This window comes from Nostoc sp. (genome assembly GCF_036917635.1).
In the GTDB taxonomy this organism is placed as follows: domain Bacteria; phylum Cyanobacteriota; class Cyanobacteriia; order Cyanobacteriales; family Nostocaceae; genus Nostoc.
In genome coordinates this window covers 49,285-72,699 of the sequence record NZ_JBALCW010000056.1, presented here as the reverse complement: position 1 = coordinate 72,699, position 23,415 = coordinate 49,285, and the positions used below count along the sequence as shown (strand labels likewise).

The window sequence follows — 23,415 nt, the reverse complement described above, 5'->3', positions numbered from 1 at the left end:
CTATCTAATTCCTGCTCGGATCAGGTAGACATATTACAAAAGCTGGCAAAAGCGTCTCTACGGGAGATAAAAACCAGCTACCTGTACGGCAACCTCAAGGGCAATTCCATGACCTACGCGATTATTGAAACTGGCGGCAAACAAATACGAGTAGAGCCAGGCCGGTTTTACGATATTGAACTGCTTCCGACCGAACCAGATGAAAAAGTTACAATAGACTCTGTATTACTCGTGCAGCACGATGGTGAAGTTACCATTGGACAGCCACTAGTGACAGGTGCGACTGTAGAAGGCACTGTAATGCGACATTACAGGGGTCGTAAAGTCTTGGTATACAAGATGAAGCCTAAAAAGAAAACCCGCAAAAAGCGGGGGCATCGTCAGGAAATTACCAGACTTATGATTGACTCCATCAGCCTTAACGGTGCAGTATTTGCTTTCCAAGGAGAAACGGAGAAGGAAACCCCCGTTTTAGATGAAACTCCTGCCGAAGAAGTTGAAACTGCTGCTGAATAATAATAAGAAGATACACAAGAGGAAATCATGGCTCATAAGAAAGGAACAGGTAGTACACGCAACGGTCGTGATTCTAATGCCCAGCGTCTGGGTGTCAAGCGTTATGGTGGTCAAGTTGTACGTGCAGGAAACATTCTTGTGCGTCAGCGTGGTACCAAATTCCACCCTGGTAACAATGTCGGTATTGGTAGCGATGACACTCTGTTTGCCTTAATCGACGGTGTTGTAATGTTTGAGAGAAAGGGCAAGACTCGTAAAAAAGTTAGTGTTTATTTACCGATAACTGCTGCTGAGGCAGCCCCTGCTGAGGCCGTAGCAAGTTAGAGTGTTAGGGTGGGTAACAGTGTCCACCCTAATTTATAGTTAGCGATCGCATGTCCCAACAGTTGCTTAAAAGTCGCTTTGTTTTTCTGTTACCTATAGATTAGTTTCAGGAGCATCAAAGCGCAGATATTCTTCAATAACAAAATAATTACTCAAAGAAATTGAGTTGCGTAGCTTGCTGCCGTAGGCATCGCATATCAAGTTTTAGTTTAGGAATAACAATTAAATAACATACAATTTATGTCCGTGGCTTACCTCACCCTCAATCACCTGAGTTCGATATATTGGAGAGGGAAGCTAGATAATAAAGCAGAGGGAAGCTAGATATAAGATGAAGTTTTGTATTTTATTTAATCCACTTTCCTTAGTGTCCCCACTGTCATAATATTTACAATTCCTCAATCTTTACTTGCCTTAAAGCTAGGAAGCATCCGTCTAATTAAGTCTATGTTCCTGTAGAGGTACTTATGAGTCTGATTCTTCCCAAACGCACCCTATCCCGTCGCCGGTTATTGCAAGTATCTGGACTTTCAGGGGTAGGCTTTCTTTTAGGTGGCTGTGGGACAAATTTGTTCTCAGATAATCTGCGACAAATATCTGAGCCACTAAACCAAAGTCTTGAAGGACTCCTGCTAAGTCAAAAACCAGTACCTGAATTTCCTGTTAGTGCCATAGAACCAGACAAATTGCTGGTTAATACCTTTGACTTCACGCCGCAAATTGATCCGGCGCAGTTTCGCCTGACGATTGATGGTGAGGTTAGTAATGCGATGCAATTGAGTATGGTAGATATTCAAAAACTTCCCTTAACTTCAATGGTAATTCGCCATGTCTGTGTTGAAGGGTGGGCTGCGATCGCTCAATGGGGAGGTGTGCGATTACGAGACTTAGTAGCACTGGTACAGCCTAAGTCAAACGTCCGCTATGTCTACTTCAAATCTGCTGATGGCTACTATGAAAGCTGGGATATTGCCTCTGCTGTACATCCCCAAACTCTCATGGCTTATCAAAAGAATGGACAACCTTTATCAGTTGATAATGGTGCGCCCATACGCCTAGCATCCCCAATTAAACTGGGCTACAAGCAAAGTAAGTGGGTGACTCAAATTACATTTGTCAGCAATTTGTTACCTACTAAAGGTTATTGGGAGGATCAGGGTTATGAGTGGTTTGCGGGGTTATGAGGGGGATGAGGGGGATAAGGGAGAAAATTTTACATCTCTACACTAGACATCTCCGACAATGAATGTAGAGACGCTTTCTTTGTAGCGGCACGAACTGTAATTTCGCGTCTCTACAAGGGTTTCAGGTTACGCATATTTAATTTCTGGAGATGTCTATTAGACTGGGATTTGAATCCCAGGCGGGTAATGCAGCCGATGCAGATTACCTAAATTACTGAAACCAACCCCAGATAAATAAAAGCAACCATTCTCATGAATCAAGGCTGACGATTCCGCCGCAAGTCTTCCAGATTTTCACCAAAGCAGGACTTACGCTTTCAAGGCAGTGAAAGCCTTGATTTACCATAGGGGCAATTCATGAATTGCCCCTACATTTCGTACCTGATGCGTAAGTCCTACAAAGGTTATTGTATTGGGATGATTTGACCTGGGGCTTAAGCCCCAAGTCTTGCGATCTCACCTTGACAGGGCTACCTTAAACCTTAGACGTGAGAAATCTTGATATTTCCGCATGTGCTAACACAGCAGCAGGTTCGCGCTGGAGAGCGTTGTAATACTTTCTCTCGAAGGTATTACCCGTCTCTAACGGTATAATCAGCATGCGGACATCATCAATGAACTTTTCAAAATCCTCTATTGCTATCGGTTCATCTGCTTCGAGCATTTCATCAACTTGCACAACCATCTCAGAAATGCGATGTAGCCAAGCAAATTGTTCATGAGCGATAACTAGCTGAAGTAGTTCTCCGCTTGATACTCGTCCACTAACCTGTTCGTAGGCAATGCGTTCTGTATCCAACAACATCTTATGAAGGTGGAGTAATTTATTTCGTAAATCACGCAGATATTGATGTTGACGGATTCTTTGTGAAAGTGCGTTAGAAGTCAATGTTACCCATCCTTTCGTTACGATAGTCTTCAATGGCTTAAATAATTGCTGCCTCAGTATTCATCACGAATAGACTGTAGCGAATAACTCGTTTGTTGAGTGATATGCTAGCAATGAGTAGCATATCCAATGATGGGGTAGCAAGATCCCCGCAGGTGTAGGGGAGCGGCACTCAACATACATCGCCACTTCCTCACTGTCTTGTGCAAACAGCATCATTAGCCATCTGCCCAACCTCAGTTCATGTATTCGATTTTCTTGTTAAGACGCATTACAATCAACATAAATTATTTTTATAACTGTTGTATCTTATATTTGATTACTCATATATTAGCATAAACTTATAAGAAGTACATAGTGTAGAACCTATCGAGAAAATATCAATTATGGGAAAACTGTCTTAATGTCGCTAGCATACGTAATTCTAGGTCTTCTTCAGCAGCAAGAAATGACGGGCTATGACCTGAAAACGAGCTGCTTTGATCGATGTATTGCCCATTTGTGGCCAGCAGACCAGGCACAAATTTACAGAACTCTCGATAAGCTAGTTGAGCAAGGCTGGATTACCTGTACAATTGAGATTGGGCGCGATCGCCCCAACCGCAAAGTCTACAGCGTAACGGAGCCAGGGAAAGCGGAATTAGCCCGATGGCTTGGAACTCATCAGCCCTTGACGACTGTACGAGAACCAATGCTTGTGCAGTTGCATTTTGGACAACAGTTGCCGAATGAAACTATCATTTATTTACTAGAGCAACAATTAGCAGCTCGAGGCAAAAAGCTTGCTGAATGTGAAACCATCGATTTACCATCACTTGGCGATCAGTCTGCCAACCGTGAGCAAGTAATGCAAAGGCTTGTGCTGGAGTTAGTGATCCGAAGAGAACAGACTTATATTGATTGGTTGAAGATAGCACTCAATGCGATCGCTCACGAAAAGCCTTATGCATCAAATTACCAGATTCTTTGAGACTTCAAAACCTACGCAGTATTGTAAAGCGGAGGGGATTCCTGTTTCAACCGTCTTTTTTAGATACGTCCACAGGCTTAAAATTCTATCTACTATAGGGCGTTTTCAGCAGAACTTTTGCGCTAGCATCTCAAAAAGAGGAAGCCGTTGGCTCTAGCTCGTTTTTCTGTAACTCTGATAAATCAAGGCAATGGTAACAACAGCAATCAATCCTTATCTTGATGGCAATTTTGCTCCAGTCCGTGAAGAAATCACCACCGACAAATTGCCAGTCATCGGTGAACTACCCCTGGACTTATCGGGGATGTTTGTCCGAAATGGCCCTAACCCTCAATGGAAACCCATCGGTGAATATCACTGGTTTGATGGGGATGGGATGTTGCATGGTGTGCAAATTAGCAACGGTGTAGCCACTTATCGCAACCGTTACGTCCAGACAGCCGGATGGAAAAAAGAACGAGTTGCAGGTAAGGCTATTTGGAGTGGATTATTAGAACCACGGCAGAAAGATAATCCTTATGGTGGTTACAAAAATACTGCCAACACTGCTTTAGTGTGGCACGCTGGTCAGATGTTGGCGCTAAATGAGGGGGGTAGACCTCACGCTATCAAGCTTCCTGAATTAGATACCATTGGCGAGTGTACCTATAATGGCAAGTTGGTTTCTGCTTTCACAGCCCATCCTAAGGTAGACCCGGTTACAGGTGAAATGATCTTCTTTGGCTACTCTTTTTTTGCGCCACCTTACCTGCAATATAGTCTGGTTTCGGCACAAGGCCAACTGTTGTGGACAGTGCCAATTGAGCTACCAATGGGGGTGATGATGCACGATTTCGCCATCACTGAAAACTACACCATTTTTATGGATTTGCCGTTGACTTTCAGCCCAAAAAGATCGCAACGGGGAGAACCTGTAATGATGTTTGAGCGCGATCGCCCCAGTCGTTTCGGTATTCTACCACGTCACGGTGATAACAGTAATATTCGTTGGTTTGAAAGTCCCTCTTGCTACGTCTTGCATACCCTCAATGCTTACGAAGAGGGAGACGAAGTAGTGCTGATTGCTTGTCGCATGAGTTCTACAACTGTGTTGATTTCTAGTGATTCGCAACCTGACCCAGACGCAGATATTCCCCGCTTGTATCGCTGGCGATTTAACCTCAACACTGGGAAAGTGAGCGAAGAAATGTTAGATGATGTAGTTTCAGAATTTCCCCGCATCAACGAAAACCTAATGGGGCGACAAAATCGATATGGCTACACTAACAAAATAGTGTATACTCCCGTAGCTTTATTTGAAGGGATTATTAAGTACGACTTCAGCAGTGGAAAGTCCCAAACTCATGAATTCGGACAGGGGCGCTATAGCGGTGAAGCTGTGTTTGCGCCGCGTCCTGGTGCAACGGCTGAGGATGATGGTTGGCTTATGACTTTCGTCCACGATGAGAATTCAGATACTTCAGAATTGGTAGTGGTGAATGCCCAAGATGTAACGGCTGAACCTGTAGCGCGGGTGATAATTCCTCAACGGGTGCCTTATGGGTTTCATGGTACTTGGGTTGCAGGGGAATAAGTTAGGTAGATAATACTGTTCGCTTAAGGCAAACGACGCGATAAATCGCTTTTTAAACAACCTCTTAGACTTCTCTGGTTAGAATTTCCAAAGACGCAACTTCAACCAATATAGCAATCCTAAATGAGTTGTGAAAATTAGCTTTCCCCAGATGCCCGACTTCTTTGAGAAGTCGGGCATCTAATTTTTTACTCCACAAATAAACTTGCATAATTAAGGCGCTCATGTTGCCCACCCCACAAGAGTTATAAAAATTTTAGATATGCAAACTAGATGTGGTTTAGCTTATCATTCAGCAGTACGCTCCATCGCACCAGCAAAACTTACAGCAACATCATAACCAATTCGGATGGTGAACAATCTAGCATTAGGGTTTTTCTGTTTTAACTTTAACGCTGTCTCTACACCTGTTGGATCTATCCCATATTCACCAGTTTCTGCATCAATCACAATCATCTTGCCGATATTGTCACCACACTCGACATTTTGACGAATACCGTTTTCATAAAACTGTTTAGCTCTTAGGGCTACTTCTTCTACAGTCCAGAAAATTGATTGCATTACAATTACACCTACTTTTGCTTCTTAAAGCATTGTAGTGCCTCAACATTGAGCCTTTGAACCTCGACGTTGAGCCTTTGAACCTCAAATTTGAGCCTTTGAACCTCGAAGTTGCACCTTTTAACCTCAACTTAGAAATATATCTAACTATTATTGAATTTACAGGGGTGAGCATGTAGTAAAATTTGCTCACCTCTGTAAAGTGGAACATGCCTTTAGACTTCTCCGGTAAAAATCTCCGAGGACGCAACTTCAAAGGACAAGACCTTGCGGGTGCAAACTTTAGCTATGCGGACATCCGAGGGGCAAACTTCACTAACGCTAATTTAACAGACGCAAACTTCAGTCATGCCAAAGCTGGACTGCAACGCCGTTGGGCAATTTTCCTAGTCTTTGTCTCGTTCTTATTGTCGGGAGTGTCAGGATATTTATGGGCTGTCAACGGTTATTTTGTATCACTAATATTTGATACTTCCAGCTTACAGAATCAAATTGGCGGCTGGGTTGTTTTAATCGTATTAATTGCCTTTTTCTTCATCACAATTCGCCAAGGAATAACAGCTGGTTTAGGAGCCGTAGCCGTAGCCGTAGCCGTAGCCGTAGCCGTAGCCGTAGCCGGAGCCGGAGCCGGAGCCGTAGCCGTAGCCGGAGCCGGAGCCGTAGCCGGAGCCGGAGCCGTAGCCGGAGCCGTAGCCGGAGCCGTAGCCGGAGCCGTAGCCGGAGCCGTAGCCGTAGCCGGAGCCGTAGCCGGAGCCTTACTTAACATTTACATCAGCTGGCGAGCCATGAAAGGAGATCAAAAATATTCCTTGATTCGCAATATAGCTGTTGCTTTTGCTGCAACAGGAGGTACAAGTTTTCGTGGCGCTAATTTAACCAATGCTGATTTCACCCAAGCCATACTCAAAAGTACAGATTTCCGAAACACTACCCTTATCTGTAGCCGTTGGTATCAAGCCAAAATGCTTGACCGTGTTCGTCCTGGTTTAACTTATCTTGAGAATGCACAAGTACGACAACTGCTAGTTACCGGACAGGGACAAGACACAAACTTTGACCGTCAAAACCTACGAGGGATCAACTTACAAGCAGCAAACTTAGCTGATACCAGCTTTATCGGCGCTGACCTCAGTGAAGCAAACTTGCAAGATGCCAATTTGTCAAGAGCAAAGCTCAAACAAACGCAACTAGACGCAACCAATTTAACAGGTGCAACACTCACCGGCGCGTATATTGAAGATTGGGGGATTACAAATACAACTAAATTGCATGGGGTAAGGTGTGAATATGTCTTCATGCGCTTACCCACAAAAGAAGACCCCGACCCCCTCCGCAAACCTGATAATAAACTAGAGGAATTTGCAGACGGCGACTTTGCCGACTTTATCAAACCAATTTTTGACACCCTCGACCTTTACCATAATCAAGGCGTTGACCCTCGCGCGATCGCGATCGCCTTGAAAAACCTCGCCCAAAACCATCCCGAAGCTCAGTTAGAATTCGTCGGAATGGAGAAACGCGGCGATGATAAAATATTACTCAGAGCCAAAACCGCCGCAGGTAGCGATAAATCTCAACTGAGTGCAGAATATTTTGATGATTATAATAAATCTAAAGCTTTACAGCAGAGTCAGCAATTGTTACTTGTAGAAAGAAGCGATGCCTACGGCGGGCTACGCCTACGCATTCGTAGTTTAGAAAGTATGATTATAACTGCATTTGGGCAGTCAAAAAATTATTATAATACACAAGGAGATACCAATATGTCAGATATTAGCGGCATCAATATTCAAGGCAGCAGTAATGTTAGCGGGATCGCTGGCAATAATTCTATTGCTAATCTAGGAACCATTAGCGGTAACGTGAGTATTGCCCTCAATGAGTTACCTGATGCAACCGATGCCGAAAAACCAGGAATTAAAGAATTATTGTCGCAGTTGCAAGATGCAATCATCCAATCCACATATTTACCAGAAGAAGAGAAAGCCGAAGCTTTAGAACAGGTAAAAGCTTTAGCAGAAGCGGGTAAAACTCCTCAAGAATCGACTAAGCAAAAGACTGCAAAAAATGCAATCACCATGTTGAAAGGGATATTTTCTGGTTTACCTGCGATCGCTTCTCTGGTGGAAGCCGGTAATAAATTATTACCTGCGATCGCCAATTTTTTCATTGTAGGATAATTTTCACCGGAAATTAATCTGCGATCGCTCTCATCTCAAATCATTTCTCCCTATACCCCCCAGCGTAGTCAATTACACAGATTGTTCTATATAATTTGTGAGTTCCATAAGCAACACCAGACAATTTAAAAGCGCCGTTAAAAATGTTTGTTCTATGACCGCGATCGCTCACACCATCATCAATAATTAATTGCATGACGATATCTTGAGCGGTGTTTGGACCATAACTAATATTTTCACCTGCGGTTGTTTGCCATGTACCATAACGGTTGATGCGAGTAAATGGGTTGCTACCATCGCTACCATCATGACCTATAGCACCCTTTGGTCCTTGGTCTTTAACGTGGTCTTTTGCTCCTAAAGACATACCTTTAGATGCACTCAAGGCTCCTACAGGATGTGCTGATTTGAGAAATGCGATCGCTTCATCAACTGGTTTAACTCCTTCTTGAGTTCGCAAATAGGTATTATTAGAAATTTTGACTCGGTTCCCCTGGAAGCGTTTTTTATAGTTTTCCAAAATTGGGAGATATGATTTGGGATTTCTTCTAACCTTATTTGTTTCAACAATTACCTGTTGTTCTAGCGGTGAAAGATAACTCGCCTTTGCTAATAAAGTTCGACTGCTAGGTTTAACTACTGCTGGCTTAGAGTTTGCCACAGATGGGTTAGATTGCAACAGTTGATTTGAGCAACCGAATATCAAGGTAACTGGCAAAAGTAACCAAAATTTAATGCGATGCATTTATTACCTCACAATTTTTTCTATGGATTAATTTAGTGAATTAGAAGAAATAATAATTTTCAATACACACATAAGTTTTTAGACGCTTCTTTATTCAGAATTTTAAAAGCGGCTTATTATCAAATATTAGAACTTCGATCAGTTCCCTAAGAAGAACAGAAATAAGTTTATTAAGACTATAGATAACGCTGCTATCGTATTTGTTCCTTGAGTGTTAAAAAAAGATTAGGGACTTCCAAGAAATAAATTATCCAATCTTGTGGGGTGGGCATCTTGCCCGCCTTTGACTATGGGCGGGCGAGACGCCCACCCCACAATAAATAGTTGTATATTTTTTTATTTGGAAGTCCCTTACTTAATACATGTTGTAACCTAGCTAACAGTGGAATGTAAAGCACAAAAAAATATTTTCCACCTGTTTTTAAGTACAATAACTCATAACCTTCGGTATTTGTCCCCACTTCCCAACTCAAATTATTTTTCTCTATACCCTCCAGCGTATTCAATCACACAAATTGTTCTATATAATTTGTGATTTCCATAAGCAACACCAGACACTTTAAAAGCGCCGTTAAAAATATTTTTTCTATGACTGCGATCGCTCACACTATCATCAATAATTAATTGCATGACGATATCTTGAGCAGTATTATAGCCATAAATGATATTTTCGCCTGCGGTTGTTTGCCATTTACCATAGCGGCTGATGCGAGTATAGGGGGTGCTACCATCGCTACCATCATGACCTGTGGCACCTTTTGGGCTTTGGTCTTGAACGTGGTCTTTTGCTCCTAAAGACATACCCTTAGATACACTCAATGCTCCCACAGGAGGTGCTGATTTCAAAAATGCGATCGCCTCATCAACTGCTTTGACTCCTTCTTGAGTTTGCCAATAGGTATTATTAGAAACGTTTACTAGGTTTCCCTCAAAGCGCTTTCTATAGTTTTCTAGAATCGGGAGGTATAATTTGGGGTTTGTTCGTACCTTATTTGTTTCAACAATTACCTCTTGTTCCAACGATGAAAGGTAACTCACTTTTGATAAAGTCGGACTAGTTTGTGAAAGTACTGCTGGGTTAGAGTAGGCTACAGATGGGTTAGATTGAAACAGTTGATCTGAGCAGCCAAATATCAACGCAATTGGCAAAAATACCCAAGATTTCATGCGACGCATCCATCACCTCACAATTTTTCTATGGATTAATTTTCATTTTCTGATGGCTGTTTGCAAATTTACACTTTCAGAAACCAGCGTTGCCGATACATCAAAACACCAACAGCCCACCACAACAACACGGTGATTATAGCAAACAACAAAGAACCATTCAGGACTCCGGCCCAAGATACGAAAAAATTCTGGTAAATCCAATTGTAGGTACTGGGAGCGTCTTTGCCTATGCCGATAGTAGTTTTGACTAAGATTTTAATCAATAAAACGGATGGAACGAAAAGTGCGATCGCATTTAAGCCCATAATTTCAAAAGGTTTACTCCAGCGACGCTGCGCCCGGACTTCGATGAGTTCATAACAAGCTGCTAGCAAAAGTAACGCCCAACCGCTAGTAAAGATTACATAAGAACTTGTCCACAGCTTTTTGTTGATGGGGAATGTCCACCCCCACGCCCAACCGATAATTAAACAACCAACTCCAAATAATGCTAAACCTATACTTGTGCGTGACTGTACAGGTTGACTGCGTATCCATTGACCAGTAAAGTAGCCAGCGAGGACGCTTACTATCGCCGGAATACTACTGAACAGTCCCTCTGGATCTCCCATAAAGTTGAAACCATCAGCTTTATATAGATGTGCTTTGGGAATAATCAAACGGTCAACATAAGCGCCGAAATTACCTTCCCGTGTCAAAACTCCCGCGCCATATTCTGGTACTGGTAGATACATCATCGTTAGCCAGTAGCCGATAAGTATCACTGCTGCGAGTATCCATTGACCTTTACGCGTCAGGTTGAGAACTACCAAAGAAGCCAGCAAATAGGTAATGCTGATACGCTGCAACACTCCCATAATGCGGATACTACCCAAGTCAAAAGTCCAAATACCTTGATTCCAAAAGCCATTTAGTAGCAATCCCAAGGCAAAGAGAATGGCGGCGCGGCGTAAGATGCGCCAGTAAACAGCTGAGGTTAGTTTCTTGTCTTCGGTGTACTTTGACAGCGAGAAAGTCATCGCTACACCAACAATGAACAGAAAAAAGGGGAATACCAAGTCAGTTGGTGTACAACCATGCCAATCGGCGTGGGCTAAGGGAGGATATACATCATCTGCGACACCCGCCATATTGACGAGAATCATACCAGCGATCGTAATGCCGCGAAAAACATCCAGTGAAGTCAGGCGCATAGGCAAAATTTTATGTTAGCTGAGTATCTAAGCTACCCCGCCTAATGCAGGTAATCAAGCAAAATTTATAGACTTGGATACAAGGTAAAATTTTGTTAAGTAATTATCACCACTCGCTATGCCAATCAAAGTTGGAGATACCGCCCCTAATTTCACTTTACCTGCTCAAAACGGCTCAACAATTAGCTTCCAAGATTTTCGCGGCAAAAATGTTGTCCTATATTTTTACCCCAAGGATGACACACCCGGATGTACTGCTGAATCCTGCGCCTTTCGGGATCAGTATGAAGTATTTAAAAGCGCTGGCGGTGAAGTTGTCGGCGTGAGTGCTGACTCTATAGAATCTCACCAAAAATTTGCTGCGAAATACAATCTACCTTTTACGTTGTTAACTGACAAAGGCGACCAAGTGCGGAAGCTATATGGCGCAACAGCAGCCTTTGGTTTATTCCCTAGTCGCGTTACTTACGTCATTGACCAACAAGGAGTTGTGCAATACGTCTTTGATTCAATGTTTAACTTTAAAGGTCACGTCGAGGAAGCATTGAAAACTTTGCAACAACTTGCGGTTAAGTAGGAGTTAGGAGTGAGGAGTTAGGAGTTAGGAGTGAGGAGTTATTTCTCGCATATCTCCCTCATCTCCCCACTCCCTACTCACTATTTACTTGAATGCGATTTTTCTGGCATGACAATATTAGCGTGGGTTGCCTTACCATTCTTGCCATTAGTATGACCGTTACCATTGCGGGGATGAATCACACCATAACCGCCGTGGTTGCGTTCGTAAATTACATTAATCTCTCCAGTTTCAGAATTGCGGAACATATAAAAGTCGTGTCCTACGAGTTGTAGTTGTTCTAGGGCTTCTGCAAGGGTCATCGGCGGCATAGAAAAATATTTGGTGCGGACGACTTCGTTGGGTAATTCGGGGGTGCGATCGCCAATTAAATCTGTGACTACCGATTCTACAACAACTACTTCTTCTGGTTGGGACTGAGTTTTCTGGTCTTGACGGCGTTCTTTGTATTTCCGCAGTTGACGAGAAATCTTATCTGCAACTAAGTCAATGCTGGCATAAAGATTTTCACTGCTCTCCTCGGCACGGATAACGCTACCATTAGCGTAAATAGTTACTTCAGCCGCTTGTCTAGGATTAATTCGAGGATTACGGGCTACGCTAAGATGCACATCCACTTCATTTGTAATGCTCTGAAAGTGACTAACTGCTTTTTCAATCTTTTGATGTACATATTCCCGAATCGCATCGGTGATTTCAATATTTTTGCCGTGGATGACAAGCTTCATGTAAACTCTCCCACTGAATATTTAATGTGTGAATTTGCTTTGTATGAAAAGAAATTGCGGTAAGGTCTATTACTCCCGCCAAAACAAATTGTGAACTCTTTCTATCTAGTGCTGGTAAGCTTTTCTAAACTTACTGCATTTAAGCTTTTGCTCATTATACCCTTGATTTTCCTCCTCATCTCTGCGCTGATATCCAATTGGATATCCACCTATAACTCTTTGGTGAGGAAATTTGAGCAGTAGCTCCTGTAACTGTCTTCTGTATTAAAACAACGCTTACAGAACTGTTGATAGTTGCTCCTTCTGTGTTCGGTTGAAGTTTGCTTGCTGTTGTTCGATAATACAAGTCTTTGGGGAAATTTGATTCTGTTTGAATTGCAAACTAATGTTATGAGAGTCATCAGCCAGTACATTTGTCTTTATCGTCTTGGCATGATGCTTATTGCAGAGAATTCCTCCTAAAACCTATTGAGGTTATATATTCAAGCTAGCACTTTGTATTTTCTAATGCATGTTCCCTTGACTTTCCTTTAAAATCCTTTGCAAATCTTGACATTTTTTGATTCCAATCCTCTACTTTGAAATATATTTCGCTATTAATACAGTTGATTTTTGGCATAATCCATAGTATGAAACCACACAAAAACCGTTGTTTGTTGTATAATCAAGGATTAGTGCCTTACTTAAAAGCTCATGGATGGCAGCGATCGCTCCTAACTGAGCGGATCTATAATCCCAGTCTAGACGACGTGTTAATTTTGCTAGAACATCCACCCGTCTACACTCTAGGACAAGGCAGCAACTCAGATTTTATCAAATTTGATATTGACAAAGGTGAATATGATGTGCATCGAGTTGAACGAGGCGGCGAGGTTACTTACCATTGTCCTGGTCAACTGGTGGGGTATCCAATTTTAAATCTGCAACGTTATCGTAAAGACCTCCATTGGTACTTACGCGAACTCGAAGAAGTCATAATTCGCGTATTGGCAGTTTATGGATTGCAGGGAGAAAGAATTCCGGCTTTTACTGGTGTTTGGTTACAAGGGCGAAAAGTTGCGGCTATTGGTATTAAAGTCAGTCGTTGGATTACCATGCACGGCTTTGCATTAAATGTTTGTCCAGACATGACAGGCTTTGAGCGCATTGTACCCTGCGGTATTTCTGATAAACCTGTAGGCAGTTTAGCCGAATGGATTCCAGATATCACCTGCGAAGAAGTGCGTTTTTATGTAGCACAGTCCTTTGCTGAAGTCTTTAGTGTGCAATTAGTCGATTCGCAGCATCAAGAATTTTTCCACTCTGAGTAAATTAACCTGGTAATTATGTAATAAATACTATAGCAGTCCTATTTAAATTGTGAGACACTCATAAGAGTAATCCACATTTAATAGTATGAAAATAACTATCTAACTACGGTTGTCAAAGCTAAAATTTGATTATTTACAAATTTCTATACTAAATTTTTCCGGTACTCAAGCACAACTTTGCGCGTGAATTACTCAAATAATTTTCAGGTATATGCCCCATCGTTAACGTCTCTGAGAGATCGTGATTGGACAGCTATGATAGAACTATTTGATAGAGACGACGGTGATGAAATTGAAGCTGACATTAACAGGAGTTTGTTTTCGCTGATACCTGAACCTTGTTGGGAAGATGATCCCTTTGAGTTCTTGCGCGAGTATCTTTGAAAAGTGATGAGTGATGAGTTATATGAGTTATGAGTTATGAGTTATAAAAAAAACTTTAATTGACAACTCCTCACTCCTAACTATCTAACATTGAGGCGACTTAGGAAAATACGTAGGCGATCGCTTTGGGGATTGGTTAGCAGTTCATAGGCTGGGCCTTGTTCTGTCACAATACCGTTGTCTAAAAATATCACCTGATGGGCTACTTCTTTTGCAAATTGCATTTCATGGGTGACAACTACCATTGTCATCCCCTCTGATGCCAATTGTTGCATCACTTGCAAAACTTCGCCCACGAGTTCGGGATCTAGGGCGCTGGTGGGTTCGTCAAATAGCATGATTTGAGGATTCATACATAAACTACGAGCGATCGCTACTCGTTGCTTTTGTCCCCCAGAAAGTTGTTCGGGATAAGCAGAGGCTTTTTCAGATAAGCCAACTTTTTCGAGATATAACCTCGCCAGTTGGGCGCTTTCCTTCGGTGTTTTTCCCAAGACTTTCCGAGGGGCGAGTGTCATATTTTCTAAGACGCTGAGATGAGGAAATAGATTGAACTGTTGAAAAACCATACCTACTTGTGTTCGTAGTTGCCGCAGTTGGTTATAGTTGAGAGTGGGTCGGGATAAATTGATACCGTTGATTATTAAACGCCCTTTGTCAATGGTTTCTAGGCGGTTGAAGCAGCGTAGTAGAGTACTTTTACCACAGCCGGAGGAACCAATAACTGCAACGACTTCTCCCCGGTTGATTTCGCCGGTGATTCCTTTGAGGACTTTTAGGGAACCAAAGTTTTTTTCGATATTGTCAAAAATAATGGCAGGGATAGTATTGTTCATTACTTATGTCAAACTGCTCTACAGTTGATTGTAAGGTTTTTAATGTAGACGTGCAGCAGTCCTAAAAAACGCCTCATAATTAATTTAATTTATTGGCGGGAGATTGGACAGTTGCAAGATATTAGGACTTACGCACTGTACAAATTGACTATGTTGTGAATGAACGAAAATACGTCGTTTCAGGCTTTGATCAATCATCCTTGGATAAATAGCGATCGCCTAAAAAGTGTCGAAAAATTAAGGTTAAATGCCTGAAATTCTTACTCCATATTTGGTTTTTCTTGTCAATGCGTAAGTCCTAGATATATTAAACGAACCGCAGAGGCGCAGAGAGCGCAGAGAAAGAGAGAAAATAATATGGCTAAATTTAGTTTTATCTGTTGGCTGCGCTTATCTCTAGTTATAAGTTTTAGCTGTTTGTTATTGGCTGGTTGTGGGGTGAATCCTAGTGCTGGTAAAACTCTGCGGGTTGCTACTGAACCGGCGTTTCCACCTTTTGAGTTTCAGGGAAAAGGTGGTGAGTTGCAGGGTTTTTCCATTGATTTGATGAATGCGATTGCTTCCTCTGCTAACTTTAAAGCGGATTTTCAAAGTCTGCCTTTTGATGGTATTATCCCAGCTTTGCGAGGCAAAACGGTAGATGCGGCGATTAGTTCAATCACGATTACAGAGGAGAGGGCGAAGACGATTTCTTTTTCCCGTCCTTATTTTAAGGCTGGGTTAGCGATCGCAATTCGCGCGGATAATCAAAATATTACTGGCTTTGACAGTCTCAAAAATAAAAAAATTGCAGTACAAATTGGCACAACCGGGGCTGCAAAGGCTAAGAGTATTCCTGGAGTGCAAATTCGCAGTTTTGATTCAGCGCCTTTAGCCCTGCAAGAATTGCTCAATCGTAATGTAGATGCGGTAATCAATGATGCACCAGTGACTTTATATGCTATCAATACGGGCAATCTTCAGGGAATTAAAATAGTACAGCAATTACTGACGGAGGAGTTTTACGGCATTGCTACAGCTAAAAATTCGCCGAATTTGGCATTAATAAACAACGGTTTGGATAGGGTACTCAAAAATGGTACTTATTCGCAAATTTACCAGAAATGGTTTAAAGCTGAACCACCATCACTACCAGCTAAATCACCATTTGAGAATCAAACTAACACTAACGCGCCTAAAATATTGACCTCAATTAGCGTGATTTTGCAAGCTTTTCCAACTTTATTAAAAGGTGCATTGGTAACGTTGCAATTGACGATACTTTCTGTAGTGTTTGGCTTAATTGGGGGTTCCCTGATTGGTATTGTCCGCCTTTCTCATATTGCACCTGTGCGTTGGGTGGCGAGGGCGTATGTGGACTTTTTCCGGGGAACGCCTTTATTGGTACAAATTTTTATGATTTACTTTGGATTACCTGCAATTTTGCAAGAACTTGGTTTAACATTTAGTTTTGATCGTTTAGTAGCTGGGGTAATTGCCTTAAGTTTGAATAGCGCCGCATACATTGCCGAAGTTGTTCGGGCTGGGATTCAATCAATTGAAACAGGACAAGCAGAAGCAGCACAGTCATTAGGCTTGAGTTCTGTACAAACAATGAGTTATATAATTTTTCCCCAAGCTTTCCGACGGATGATTCCACCTTTAGGTAATGAATTTATTAGTTTGTTGAAAGATACAAGCTTAGTTGCAGTGATTGGTTTTGAAGAATTGTTTCGCAAAGGACAGCTAATTGTTGCCGATAACTATCGTGCTTTTGAAATTTACGCGGCTGTGGCGGTGGTTTATTTATGTTTAACGTTACTTTCTTCACAAGCATTTAGTCGTTTAGAAGTGTGGATGAATCCGGTTAAACGGCATAGAAAGTACGATAACTAATAATTTTCAGTGATTTTTCCGAGTTACTTTAATTAATGAAATGCTCTAATCAATACGCTTGGGTTAAGGTGCAGGGCTATTTCGTTCTAGACATAAACCGCCCATAACTAAAGTTTTGCGGCTCATAGCCCAAGTCTACGCTTAGTGGACTAAAAGCCTTTCTCGTCTTTAGACGAATGAGTGCTATTAGCCTCAGAATTTATTCTGAGGTGGGCTAGATGAGAATGAAATAGCCCTGGGTTAAGGTGTATCTAATAAAATTTTGTCAAAAAACTCCTAGCAGATTCAATTTCTTCGTGAGGCTGCACTAAACTCTTTTAACTTCTTTCTTTCTTTCTTTCTTTCTTTGTATCCTTTGCGTCCTTTGCGGTTCGTTTTTCTTTCTTATACTTAAATATGGTTTAGCGCATCTTCATACATAATTGATATAAGTAGGGTAAGCAGGAGTAGCTCAGGCTCCTTATATAACTTTAGCGAAGACAGCGCAAATTACAAACAATCTTTACCATTAACTAAATAAAGTTAACTAATTGTAAATATTAATAATAATTATCTAAAAAAATGTATTTATATAAATAAACAATATTTTACTTTTAGGCATTAGATTTTTATTATTATAATATTGACATAAATGCTGTATCAAAAATACCTAAATTAAATTATTTAATGAGTAAAAAACCTATTTACAAAGTATTAAGTAAGTGGGTCAAATTAAATATAAAACCTCACCCTGCCTCTGGCTTCCCCCGACAATAATAAGGAGAGGGATTGAGAGTGAGGTTTGCTCTTATTATTTAATTACGCCTACCTACTTAACATACCGACGGTTAATAGAGATAAAATAGAAATTAAAAATTCCTAAGCACAACATAATAATCATTGACTAAATGAATTTTTGATAAGTGCCATAATAAATTCAACACTTTGTGATAGTCAACTTGAAGCAGAATACATGGATGCGGATAATTAGACATATCAACTACAAAAGGTACTACCCATGAGTTCTCGCGCACTGCTGTTAGTAAATCGTCATGCCCGCCAAGGGCAAAAAGGTTTATCGGAAGCGATTGAATATCTGAAGACACTTGGCTTTGATTTAATTGAGGAGTCTACAGAAGACCCCAAACATCTTGCAGAAGTTATACTTCGCTATCAGCATCAAGTTGACTTGGTAATCATTGGTGGAGGAGATGGGACTCTCAATGCCGCAGTAGATGCTTTAGTTGAGACTCAGTTGCCCTTGGGAATCTTGCCTTTAGGAACTGCCAACGACCTAGCAAGGACTTTGGGAATCCCGAATTCCCTCAGCGAAGCTTGCAAAATTATTTCATATAGAAATTTACACCGCATCGACTTAGGTTGGGTGAACGGCAAGCACTTTTTTAACGTTGCCAGTCTGGGATTGAGTGTAAAAATTACCCAGCGACTTACCAAAGAAGTTAAACGCCGTTGGGGAATATTTGCTTATGCCGCTACTGCATTGCAAGTGATTTTGGAAGCTAGACCTTTTACTGCGGAGATTTTAATCAATGGTGAATCAATTAGCGTGAAAACAGTGCAAATTGCTGTGGGTAACGGCCGCTATTACGGCGGCGGTATGGCAGTGGCTGACGATGCGACAATAGATGACCAAAGGCTAGACCTCTATAGCTTGGAGATTAAAGATTGGTGGCAAATTATACTACTACTCCCTGCGATGCGACAAGGGCGACATATACATTGGGAGAGTGTACGCTCTCTTCAAGGTCAAGAAATAGAGGTGCATACTCACAAACCTCGCCCTATCAATACAGATGGTGAAATCACTACCTACACACCTGCTCATTTTCGAGTTATACCTAAAGCTATAACCGTTTTAGTACCCTCAGAAATTAAAAGTTAGGAGTAATTCGATTTTAGATTTTCCTTCAATCCAAAATCCAAAATTCAAAATCTAAAATTGGCAGAGTTAGAAGTTATTCTCTCTTAGGGACTTCCAAGGAATAAATTACTCAACAAAAATCAAGAGTACATATTTAAGCAAACCAGTGATGATTATTTGCGCCGACTTACTTACTTCTTGATAAATTTTCCCTTCCACCTCTGCTTTATATTTCAGCATGGCACAAAACATTCCCCATCCAAGCTGATGAATAGATTTAGCTAGTTTTGATGAGTGCATTATGCCTTTAACGTTGAGATTTTCCACCACAATCACTTGGTTTTCGTTGCTTACGCGTCTCTAATATCGGCTGATTGTCGTCACTCACGCGCAATTCATATCATCACCTCCCTTGCGGGTAGGTGAGAGGCTTCTTGCTGTTTCAGCTAAACCGTATATTTACATGTTCATGAATTTGCAAGTTGTCGGTAGCGTTCCTGAACTTCCTGAATCGAAAACAAAGTTTCAAACTTCAACCCAGCTGACTGATACAGTTCACCTCCTCCTTGCTGTCGGTCTACCAGTGAAATTACTTCATTTACGGTATAACCTGCATCTTTAAGACGCTCAACTGCTTTTAAAGCAGATTGCCCAGTTGTAACCACATCTTCCAAAACTACTACTTTTGCACCTTCTGGTAAAGTGGGGCCTTCTATATAAGCTTTCGTCCCATAACCCTTGGCTTCTTTGCGAATAATCAGCGCTGGTATCGGTCGGTTTTCATAAACAGAAACTACACTCACTGCTGTCACAATTGGGTCAGCCCCCATTGTTAAACCACCTACAGCCTCTGTATCTATAGGTAGCAAAGGAAACAGTAAACGTCCGACTGCCAAAGCACCTTGAGGATGGAGTGTTACTTGTGTCTTGTTTACATAATAAGAACTACGCAACCCAGAAGAGAGGAGAAAATCACCTTCTTGATAAGCAAGTTGGCAAAATAAATCTAGTAGCTTGTGGCGCAAAGTAGTCAAATCAGCAGTGCTTGCCCAAATATCTGAGTGGCTAAGAGTTTCAGTAGGATACGTCATTACAAAACATTAAAAGTTGTGCTACACCAAAGGTTGAACTTATCAGAGTTCTGAAATTAAGCATAAATTAAGATTGCCTAAAAATTGAGGAGTTAGGAACGTGGGTATAAAATTTAAAACCTTTGGTGGTTTATTAATACTGCTTGCTGCTGGTATTGCTTTTCCCTCTGTTGCATCTGCCCAAACGCAAACCCCCAAAACAGAAACTACGAATGATGTATTTGAACGAGCCTATTTTAGTCACGATCGCAATTTCTACGAAAATGGTAGCCTCAAGCGCCAGCTAGACTCACTTCTAGGAGCTGGTTACGGTTTTGGTGGTTCCTTCCCAGAAAATGAAATTGCCCACGATGCTCAGTTGCTTAACACTTTATATCATGATGCCCTGACTCAGCAAGCTGGCAACGATCCATATATTCGGACTCCTGATTTACCAAATCCTTATGACACATCACTAATGATGTATCGGGGTTTGAATAGCAACAAACTCAAAGTGGGAACTGAATTCAAGTTTGAAATACCACCTCGGTAATATTGGGGAGATAAAGAGGTAGGGGGCAGAATAAAAAATTAGCTCTTTCCTCTTTGCTAAGAACACCACGCCGTTCTGCCTCTTTTCAATGCCCAATGCCCTTATACCTCTATTAAGTAGAGCGGCGTGAATAATTTAAGGTTTGTAGTGAATTAGCGCGGTCTTGGGGGTTTCCCCTATGAGCGACTAACGAACGCGTTGGGTGAGGACTTTAGTCCTTTTATGATGGCTAGAGCCGCTCGCTACTAACTAATCTCAAGATTTTTTACAATCTAGTTTGATTTATTCTCACCGACTTACTTACTATTTTTTGATCATTCAGTGCGCCCTGCTGGAATCGAACCAGCCTGAAGACGAATTATGAGTTCGTTGCCTCCCCAATCGGCCAAAGGCGCTTATTTTGTTGGGTTTCGGGTTTATATAAGAGTCTATTACTTCAAATCTTACATCACCCTGATTTGCTAATTTTAGAGTGAGGAAAATACCTCATGCACTGAGTTTAGCCAATTGCGTAATTATATCACAAATTTCCTACTTGTGAATACTCTACGGTAGCTTATCAGATTTTTATACTACATAATTTAATCATAAAATAGTGCAGACTAATATTGATTAAGTTCCTTTAAGGATTGAGGTCAAAAGCTTCACTATTCTTAAATAGACCAGCATTCTATTGTGATAGCTTGTCAGCAATGAAAATAAATTCTACTGTACTTCTTACTTTGGTTTTGTTAATCCTGATGATGGGAGCAGGTTCTGTGAGCGCCCTTTTGGGGTTTGAACTGGGGAGTTCAGCACTTAAAGGGGTTACTACACCAGATGGGCGTCCCATAACCAAATTTGCCAGCAATAAGACAAATAACTCCCAACAGGGAGGGCTAGTGCTATTAAAAGAGGAAGAGATTCTGAAAATTGTTAAGGCGCGAATTGAGGGTAAGACCAAGGCTGCTAAATCGGAAAAGCTAGAGGACGATGATGAAGAAACCAATAGCAGCAAGCAGAAGCCAGAGGAAAAACCCCCAGCAGTGGTTGAAGAAAAACTCCAGCCAGGTTTTCCAGTTACTGCCCAGAGCCAGGGTGTAACCATGTCTGTGCAATCTGTCCGCTACTCTGGTGGTGATTTGCTACTGAAAGTGAAAATGCAGAACAAAGGTAAAGATTCTGTGCGCTTCCTGTATAGTTTTTTAGATGTTACCGATGATAAAGGACGAACCCTGAGTGCTAGTACAGAGAGTTTGCCAACAGAATTGCCTGCAAATGGGCCAGCATTTACAGGTACAGTGAGCATTCCCACAGCTTTACTTGATGATGTCAAGAAAATATCACTTGCTCTTACTGATTATCCCGCTCAAGAATTGAAGCTAGAAGCATTGAATATTCCTGTAGAAAGGTAGATTAGGCAATTTTAGATTTTAGAATTTTAGATTTTAGATTGGGGACTTGGTACTAGGCAATTTACCTAGTCCCTAATACCCAAAACTTAATCCAAAATCCAAAATCCAAAATCCAAAAATGGAGGGCGTGAGTTTTACACGAGCTTTAGTGGTGAGTGGTTTTCCTAATTTAATTTGGACAGATGTGGCGCTACGGTTATTGTCAGTGCTACTGCTTATTGCCATAAATGCCTTTTTTGTGACGGCGGAATTTTCGATGGTGAGCGTGCGGCGATCGCGTATTCACCAGCTAGTTAAGGCTGGGGATGTTCCAGCGATCGCAGTCGAAATGCTACAACGTAGTATTGACAGACTACTATCTACCACCCAGTTAGGTATTACCCTCTCTAGTTTGGCATTGGGATGGATTGGCGAAAGTACGATTGTCGTGCTGGTTAATGCATGGTTAAAATCCTGGCCTTTACCAAGTAGCATGACTACCTTCTTGGCGCATTCTCTATCAATTCCCATTGCCTTTTTCTTGATTGCCTATCTGCAAATTGTGATCGGAGAACTATGTCCCAAATCCTTAGCCATGCTGTACTCAGAACAGCTAGCTAGGTTTTTGGGGCCTTCGGTAAAAGCGATCGTGCGTTTTTTCGGCCCCTTCATCTGGATTCTCAACCAATCAACTCGTTGCTTATTGCGGATTTTTGGTATCCAATACACAGGTCAAGGCTGGAGGCCACCTGTAACTCCCGAAGAATTGCAACTAATTATCTCTACAGAATGGGGATCTACTGGTTTACAGCGTGCGGAGCGAGAATTGCTCAATAATGTCTTTGAGTTTGGGGATGTCATGGCCCAAGATGTGATGATCCCCCGCACCAGTATTATCACGTTGCCAAAAGATGCTAGCTTCCAAACATTACTCAAGGAAATGGCTGCTACTGGTTACTCTCGTTATCCCGTGATTGGTGAATCTTTAGACGATGTTCGCGGCATTGTTTATTTTAAAGATTTAGCACAACCTTTAGCTGTAGGAAAGCTCAGTTTAGAGACACAAATCCAACCTTGGATGCGTCCCGCTCGATTTGTTCCCGAATACACGTCCCTGAGTGAACTTTTGCCCATGATGCAGCAAGAGAAACCAGCTATGGTCATGGTAGTAAATGAATTTGGCTCTACTGTGGGACTAGTGACAATCAAAGATGTCATTGCTGAAATCATTGGCGACGCAAGCGTTCCTGAAAGCAACGACGACTTGCTGATTCAGATATTAGATGAAGATAAATTTTTAGTGCAGGCGCAAATTAATCTCGAAGACCTCAACGAAGTTTTGCATCTGAATTTGCCCGTGACAAGAGAATACCAAACACTAGGGGGTTTTTTGCTGTATCAGTTACAGAAAATTCCGGCCATTGGCGAAAGCTTGCGTTATCAAAATCTCGAATTCACCGTGGTATCAATTGTTGGCCCACGCCTGCATCAAATTCAAGTGCAACGGTTGTTAGAAGAGTTAGGAGTTGAGAGTTAGGAGTTA

Annotated in this window: 23 protein-coding genes and 1 tRNA gene; 13 read left to right on the top strand and 11 right to left on the bottom strand. The window is 41.6% G+C overall.

Annotated features, from left to right (window positions below):
- The first annotated feature begins 108 nt into the window (after positions 1-108).
- From rplU to V7K32_RS14855, 3 genes are all read left to right on the top strand, one after another.
- Positions 109-516, top strand: coding sequence for a 50S ribosomal protein L21 (gene rplU, locus V7K32_RS14865; RefSeq protein ID WP_334994428.1), 408 nt, complete (start codon positions 109-111; stop codon positions 514-516).
- Between the two features lie 27 nt (positions 517-543).
- Complete coding sequence (gene rpmA, locus V7K32_RS14860; RefSeq protein ID WP_099099325.1) at positions 544-840, top strand: 50S ribosomal protein L27; 297 nt, start codon at positions 544-546, stop codon at positions 838-840.
- A 467-nt stretch (positions 841-1,307) separates the two neighbouring features.
- Positions 1,308-2,024: a molybdopterin-dependent oxidoreductase gene (locus V7K32_RS14855; RefSeq protein WP_334994426.1), complete on the top strand. Its 717-nt coding sequence runs from the start codon at positions 1,308-1,310 to the stop codon at positions 2,022-2,024.
- Positions 2,025-2,499: 475 nt separating this feature from the next.
- Here the strand turns inward: V7K32_RS14855 and V7K32_RS14850 are convergent, their stop codons facing one another.
- The gene (locus tag V7K32_RS14850) at positions 2,500-2,913 is read right to left on the bottom strand and encodes a hypothetical protein (protein ID WP_334994424.1); all 414 of its coding nucleotides are present in this window, start codon (positions 2,911-2,913) and stop codon (positions 2,500-2,502) included.
- 403 nt (positions 2,914-3,316) lie between these two features.
- Here V7K32_RS14850 and V7K32_RS14845 point away from each other — a divergent pair, with 403 nt between their 5' ends.
- Both V7K32_RS14845 and V7K32_RS14840 read left to right on the top strand, forming a co-directional pair.
- On the top strand, positions 3,317-3,883 hold the full coding sequence (locus V7K32_RS14845) for a PadR family transcriptional regulator (protein WP_334994422.1): 567 nt from the start codon (positions 3,317-3,319) through the stop codon (positions 3,881-3,883).
- Between the two features lie 190 nt (positions 3,884-4,073).
- The gene (locus tag V7K32_RS14840) at positions 4,074-5,456 is read left to right on the top strand and encodes a carotenoid oxygenase family protein (protein WP_334994420.1); all 1,383 of its coding nucleotides are present in this window, start codon (positions 4,074-4,076) and stop codon (positions 5,454-5,456) included.
- 64 nt (positions 5,457-5,520) lie between these two features.
- Here V7K32_RS14840 and V7K32_RS14835 read toward each other — a convergent pair whose 3' ends face one another.
- Positions 5,521-5,682, bottom strand: a complete 162-nt coding sequence (locus V7K32_RS14835; RefSeq protein WP_334994418.1) for a hypothetical protein — start codon at positions 5,680-5,682, stop codon at positions 5,521-5,523.
- A gap of 62 nt (positions 5,683-5,744) precedes the next feature.
- A complete protein-coding gene (locus tag V7K32_RS14830; protein ID WP_334994416.1) occupies positions 5,745-6,017 on the bottom strand; it encodes a hypothetical protein in 273 nt (90 codons plus the stop codon).
- 209 nt (positions 6,018-6,226) lie between these two features.
- Here V7K32_RS14830 and V7K32_RS14825 point away from each other — a divergent pair, with 209 nt between their 5' ends.
- Positions 6,227-8,197 carry a pentapeptide repeat-containing protein gene (locus V7K32_RS14825; protein ID WP_334994414.1) on the top strand — a complete coding sequence of 657 codons (1,971 nt, stop codon included), beginning with the start codon at positions 6,227-6,229 and terminating at the stop codon, positions 8,195-8,197.
- Between the two features lie 40 nt (positions 8,198-8,237).
- On the opposite strand, the gene V7K32_RS14820 is transcribed toward V7K32_RS14825, so the two are convergent.
- The 3 genes from V7K32_RS14820 to V7K32_RS14810 form a co-directional block, all read right to left on the bottom strand.
- Positions 8,238-8,942 (bottom strand): CAP domain-containing protein, encoded by a 705-nt coding sequence (locus V7K32_RS14820; protein WP_334994412.1) that lies wholly within the window; start codon positions 8,940-8,942, stop codon positions 8,238-8,240.
- Between the two features lie 474 nt (positions 8,943-9,416).
- A complete protein-coding gene (locus V7K32_RS14815) occupies positions 9,417-10,118 on the bottom strand; it encodes a CAP domain-containing protein (protein ID WP_334994410.1) in 702 nt (233 codons plus the stop codon).
- 59 nt (positions 10,119-10,177) lie between these two features.
- Positions 10,178-11,305, bottom strand: coding sequence for an acyltransferase family protein (locus tag V7K32_RS14810; RefSeq protein WP_334994408.1), 1,128 nt, complete (start codon positions 11,303-11,305; stop codon positions 10,178-10,180).
- Between the two features lie 118 nt (positions 11,306-11,423).
- Between V7K32_RS14810 and V7K32_RS14805 the strand changes: the two genes are divergently transcribed.
- Positions 11,424-11,882, top strand: a complete 459-nt coding sequence (locus tag V7K32_RS14805; RefSeq protein ID WP_334994406.1) for a peroxiredoxin — start codon at positions 11,424-11,426, stop codon at positions 11,880-11,882.
- An 80-nt stretch (positions 11,883-11,962) separates the two neighbouring features.
- Here V7K32_RS14805 and hpf read toward each other — a convergent pair whose 3' ends face one another.
- Positions 11,963-12,610, bottom strand: a complete 648-nt coding sequence (gene hpf / locus V7K32_RS14800; RefSeq protein ID WP_334994404.1) for a ribosome hibernation-promoting factor, HPF/YfiA family — start codon at positions 12,608-12,610, stop codon at positions 11,963-11,965.
- Positions 12,611-13,227: 617 nt separating this feature from the next.
- On the opposite strand from hpf, the gene lipB reads away from it, so the two are divergent.
- Positions 13,228-13,920, top strand: coding sequence for a lipoyl(octanoyl) transferase LipB (lipB, locus tag V7K32_RS14795; protein ID WP_334994445.1), 693 nt, complete (start codon positions 13,228-13,230; stop codon positions 13,918-13,920).
- Positions 13,921-14,384: 464 nt separating this feature from the next.
- Here the strand turns inward: lipB and V7K32_RS14785 are convergent, their stop codons facing one another.
- Positions 14,385-15,140, bottom strand: a complete 756-nt coding sequence (locus V7K32_RS14785) for an amino acid ABC transporter ATP-binding protein (RefSeq protein ID WP_334994400.1) — start codon at positions 15,138-15,140, stop codon at positions 14,385-14,387.
- 357 nt (positions 15,141-15,497) lie between these two features.
- On the opposite strand from V7K32_RS14785, the gene V7K32_RS14780 reads away from it, so the two are divergent.
- Positions 15,498-17,015: an ABC transporter permease subunit gene (locus V7K32_RS14780; protein WP_334994398.1), complete on the top strand. Its 1,518-nt coding sequence runs from the start codon at positions 15,498-15,500 to the stop codon at positions 17,013-17,015.
- 997 nt (positions 17,016-18,012) lie between these two features.
- A complete protein-coding gene (locus tag V7K32_RS14775) occupies positions 18,013-18,897 on the top strand; it encodes a lipid kinase (RefSeq protein WP_334994395.1) in 885 nt (294 codons plus the stop codon).
- Between the two features lie 105 nt (positions 18,898-19,002).
- Here V7K32_RS14775 and V7K32_RS14770 read toward each other — a convergent pair whose 3' ends face one another.
- Together V7K32_RS14770 and pyrE are read right to left on the bottom strand one after the other, a co-directional pair.
- A complete protein-coding gene (locus V7K32_RS14770; RefSeq protein WP_334994393.1) occupies positions 19,003-19,212 on the bottom strand; it encodes an IS200/IS605 family accessory protein TnpB-related protein in 210 nt (69 codons plus the stop codon).
- A 131-nt stretch (positions 19,213-19,343) separates the two neighbouring features.
- On the bottom strand, positions 19,344-19,967 hold the full coding sequence (pyrE, locus tag V7K32_RS14765; protein ID WP_334994391.1) for an orotate phosphoribosyltransferase: 624 nt from the start codon (positions 19,965-19,967) through the stop codon (positions 19,344-19,346).
- 100 nt (positions 19,968-20,067) lie between these two features.
- On the opposite strand from pyrE, the gene V7K32_RS14760 reads away from it, so the two are divergent.
- A complete protein-coding gene (locus tag V7K32_RS14760; protein WP_334994389.1) occupies positions 20,068-20,499 on the top strand; it encodes a hypothetical protein in 432 nt (143 codons plus the stop codon).
- Between the two features lie 322 nt (positions 20,500-20,821).
- On the opposite strand, the gene V7K32_RS14755 is transcribed toward V7K32_RS14760, so the two are convergent.
- Positions 20,822-20,894 (bottom strand) — tRNA-Ile (locus V7K32_RS14755).
- 297 nt (positions 20,895-21,191) lie between these two features.
- Between V7K32_RS14755 and V7K32_RS14750 the strand changes: the two genes are divergently transcribed.
- Together V7K32_RS14750 and V7K32_RS14745 are read left to right on the top strand one after the other, a co-directional pair.
- Positions 21,192-21,893, top strand: coding sequence for a hypothetical protein (locus V7K32_RS14750; protein WP_334994387.1), 702 nt, complete (start codon positions 21,192-21,194; stop codon positions 21,891-21,893).
- Between the two features lie 118 nt (positions 21,894-22,011).
- Positions 22,012-23,409: a hemolysin family protein gene (locus V7K32_RS14745; protein ID WP_334994385.1), complete on the top strand. Its 1,398-nt coding sequence runs from the start codon at positions 22,012-22,014 to the stop codon at positions 23,407-23,409.
- Positions 23,410-23,415 lie beyond the last annotated feature (6 nt).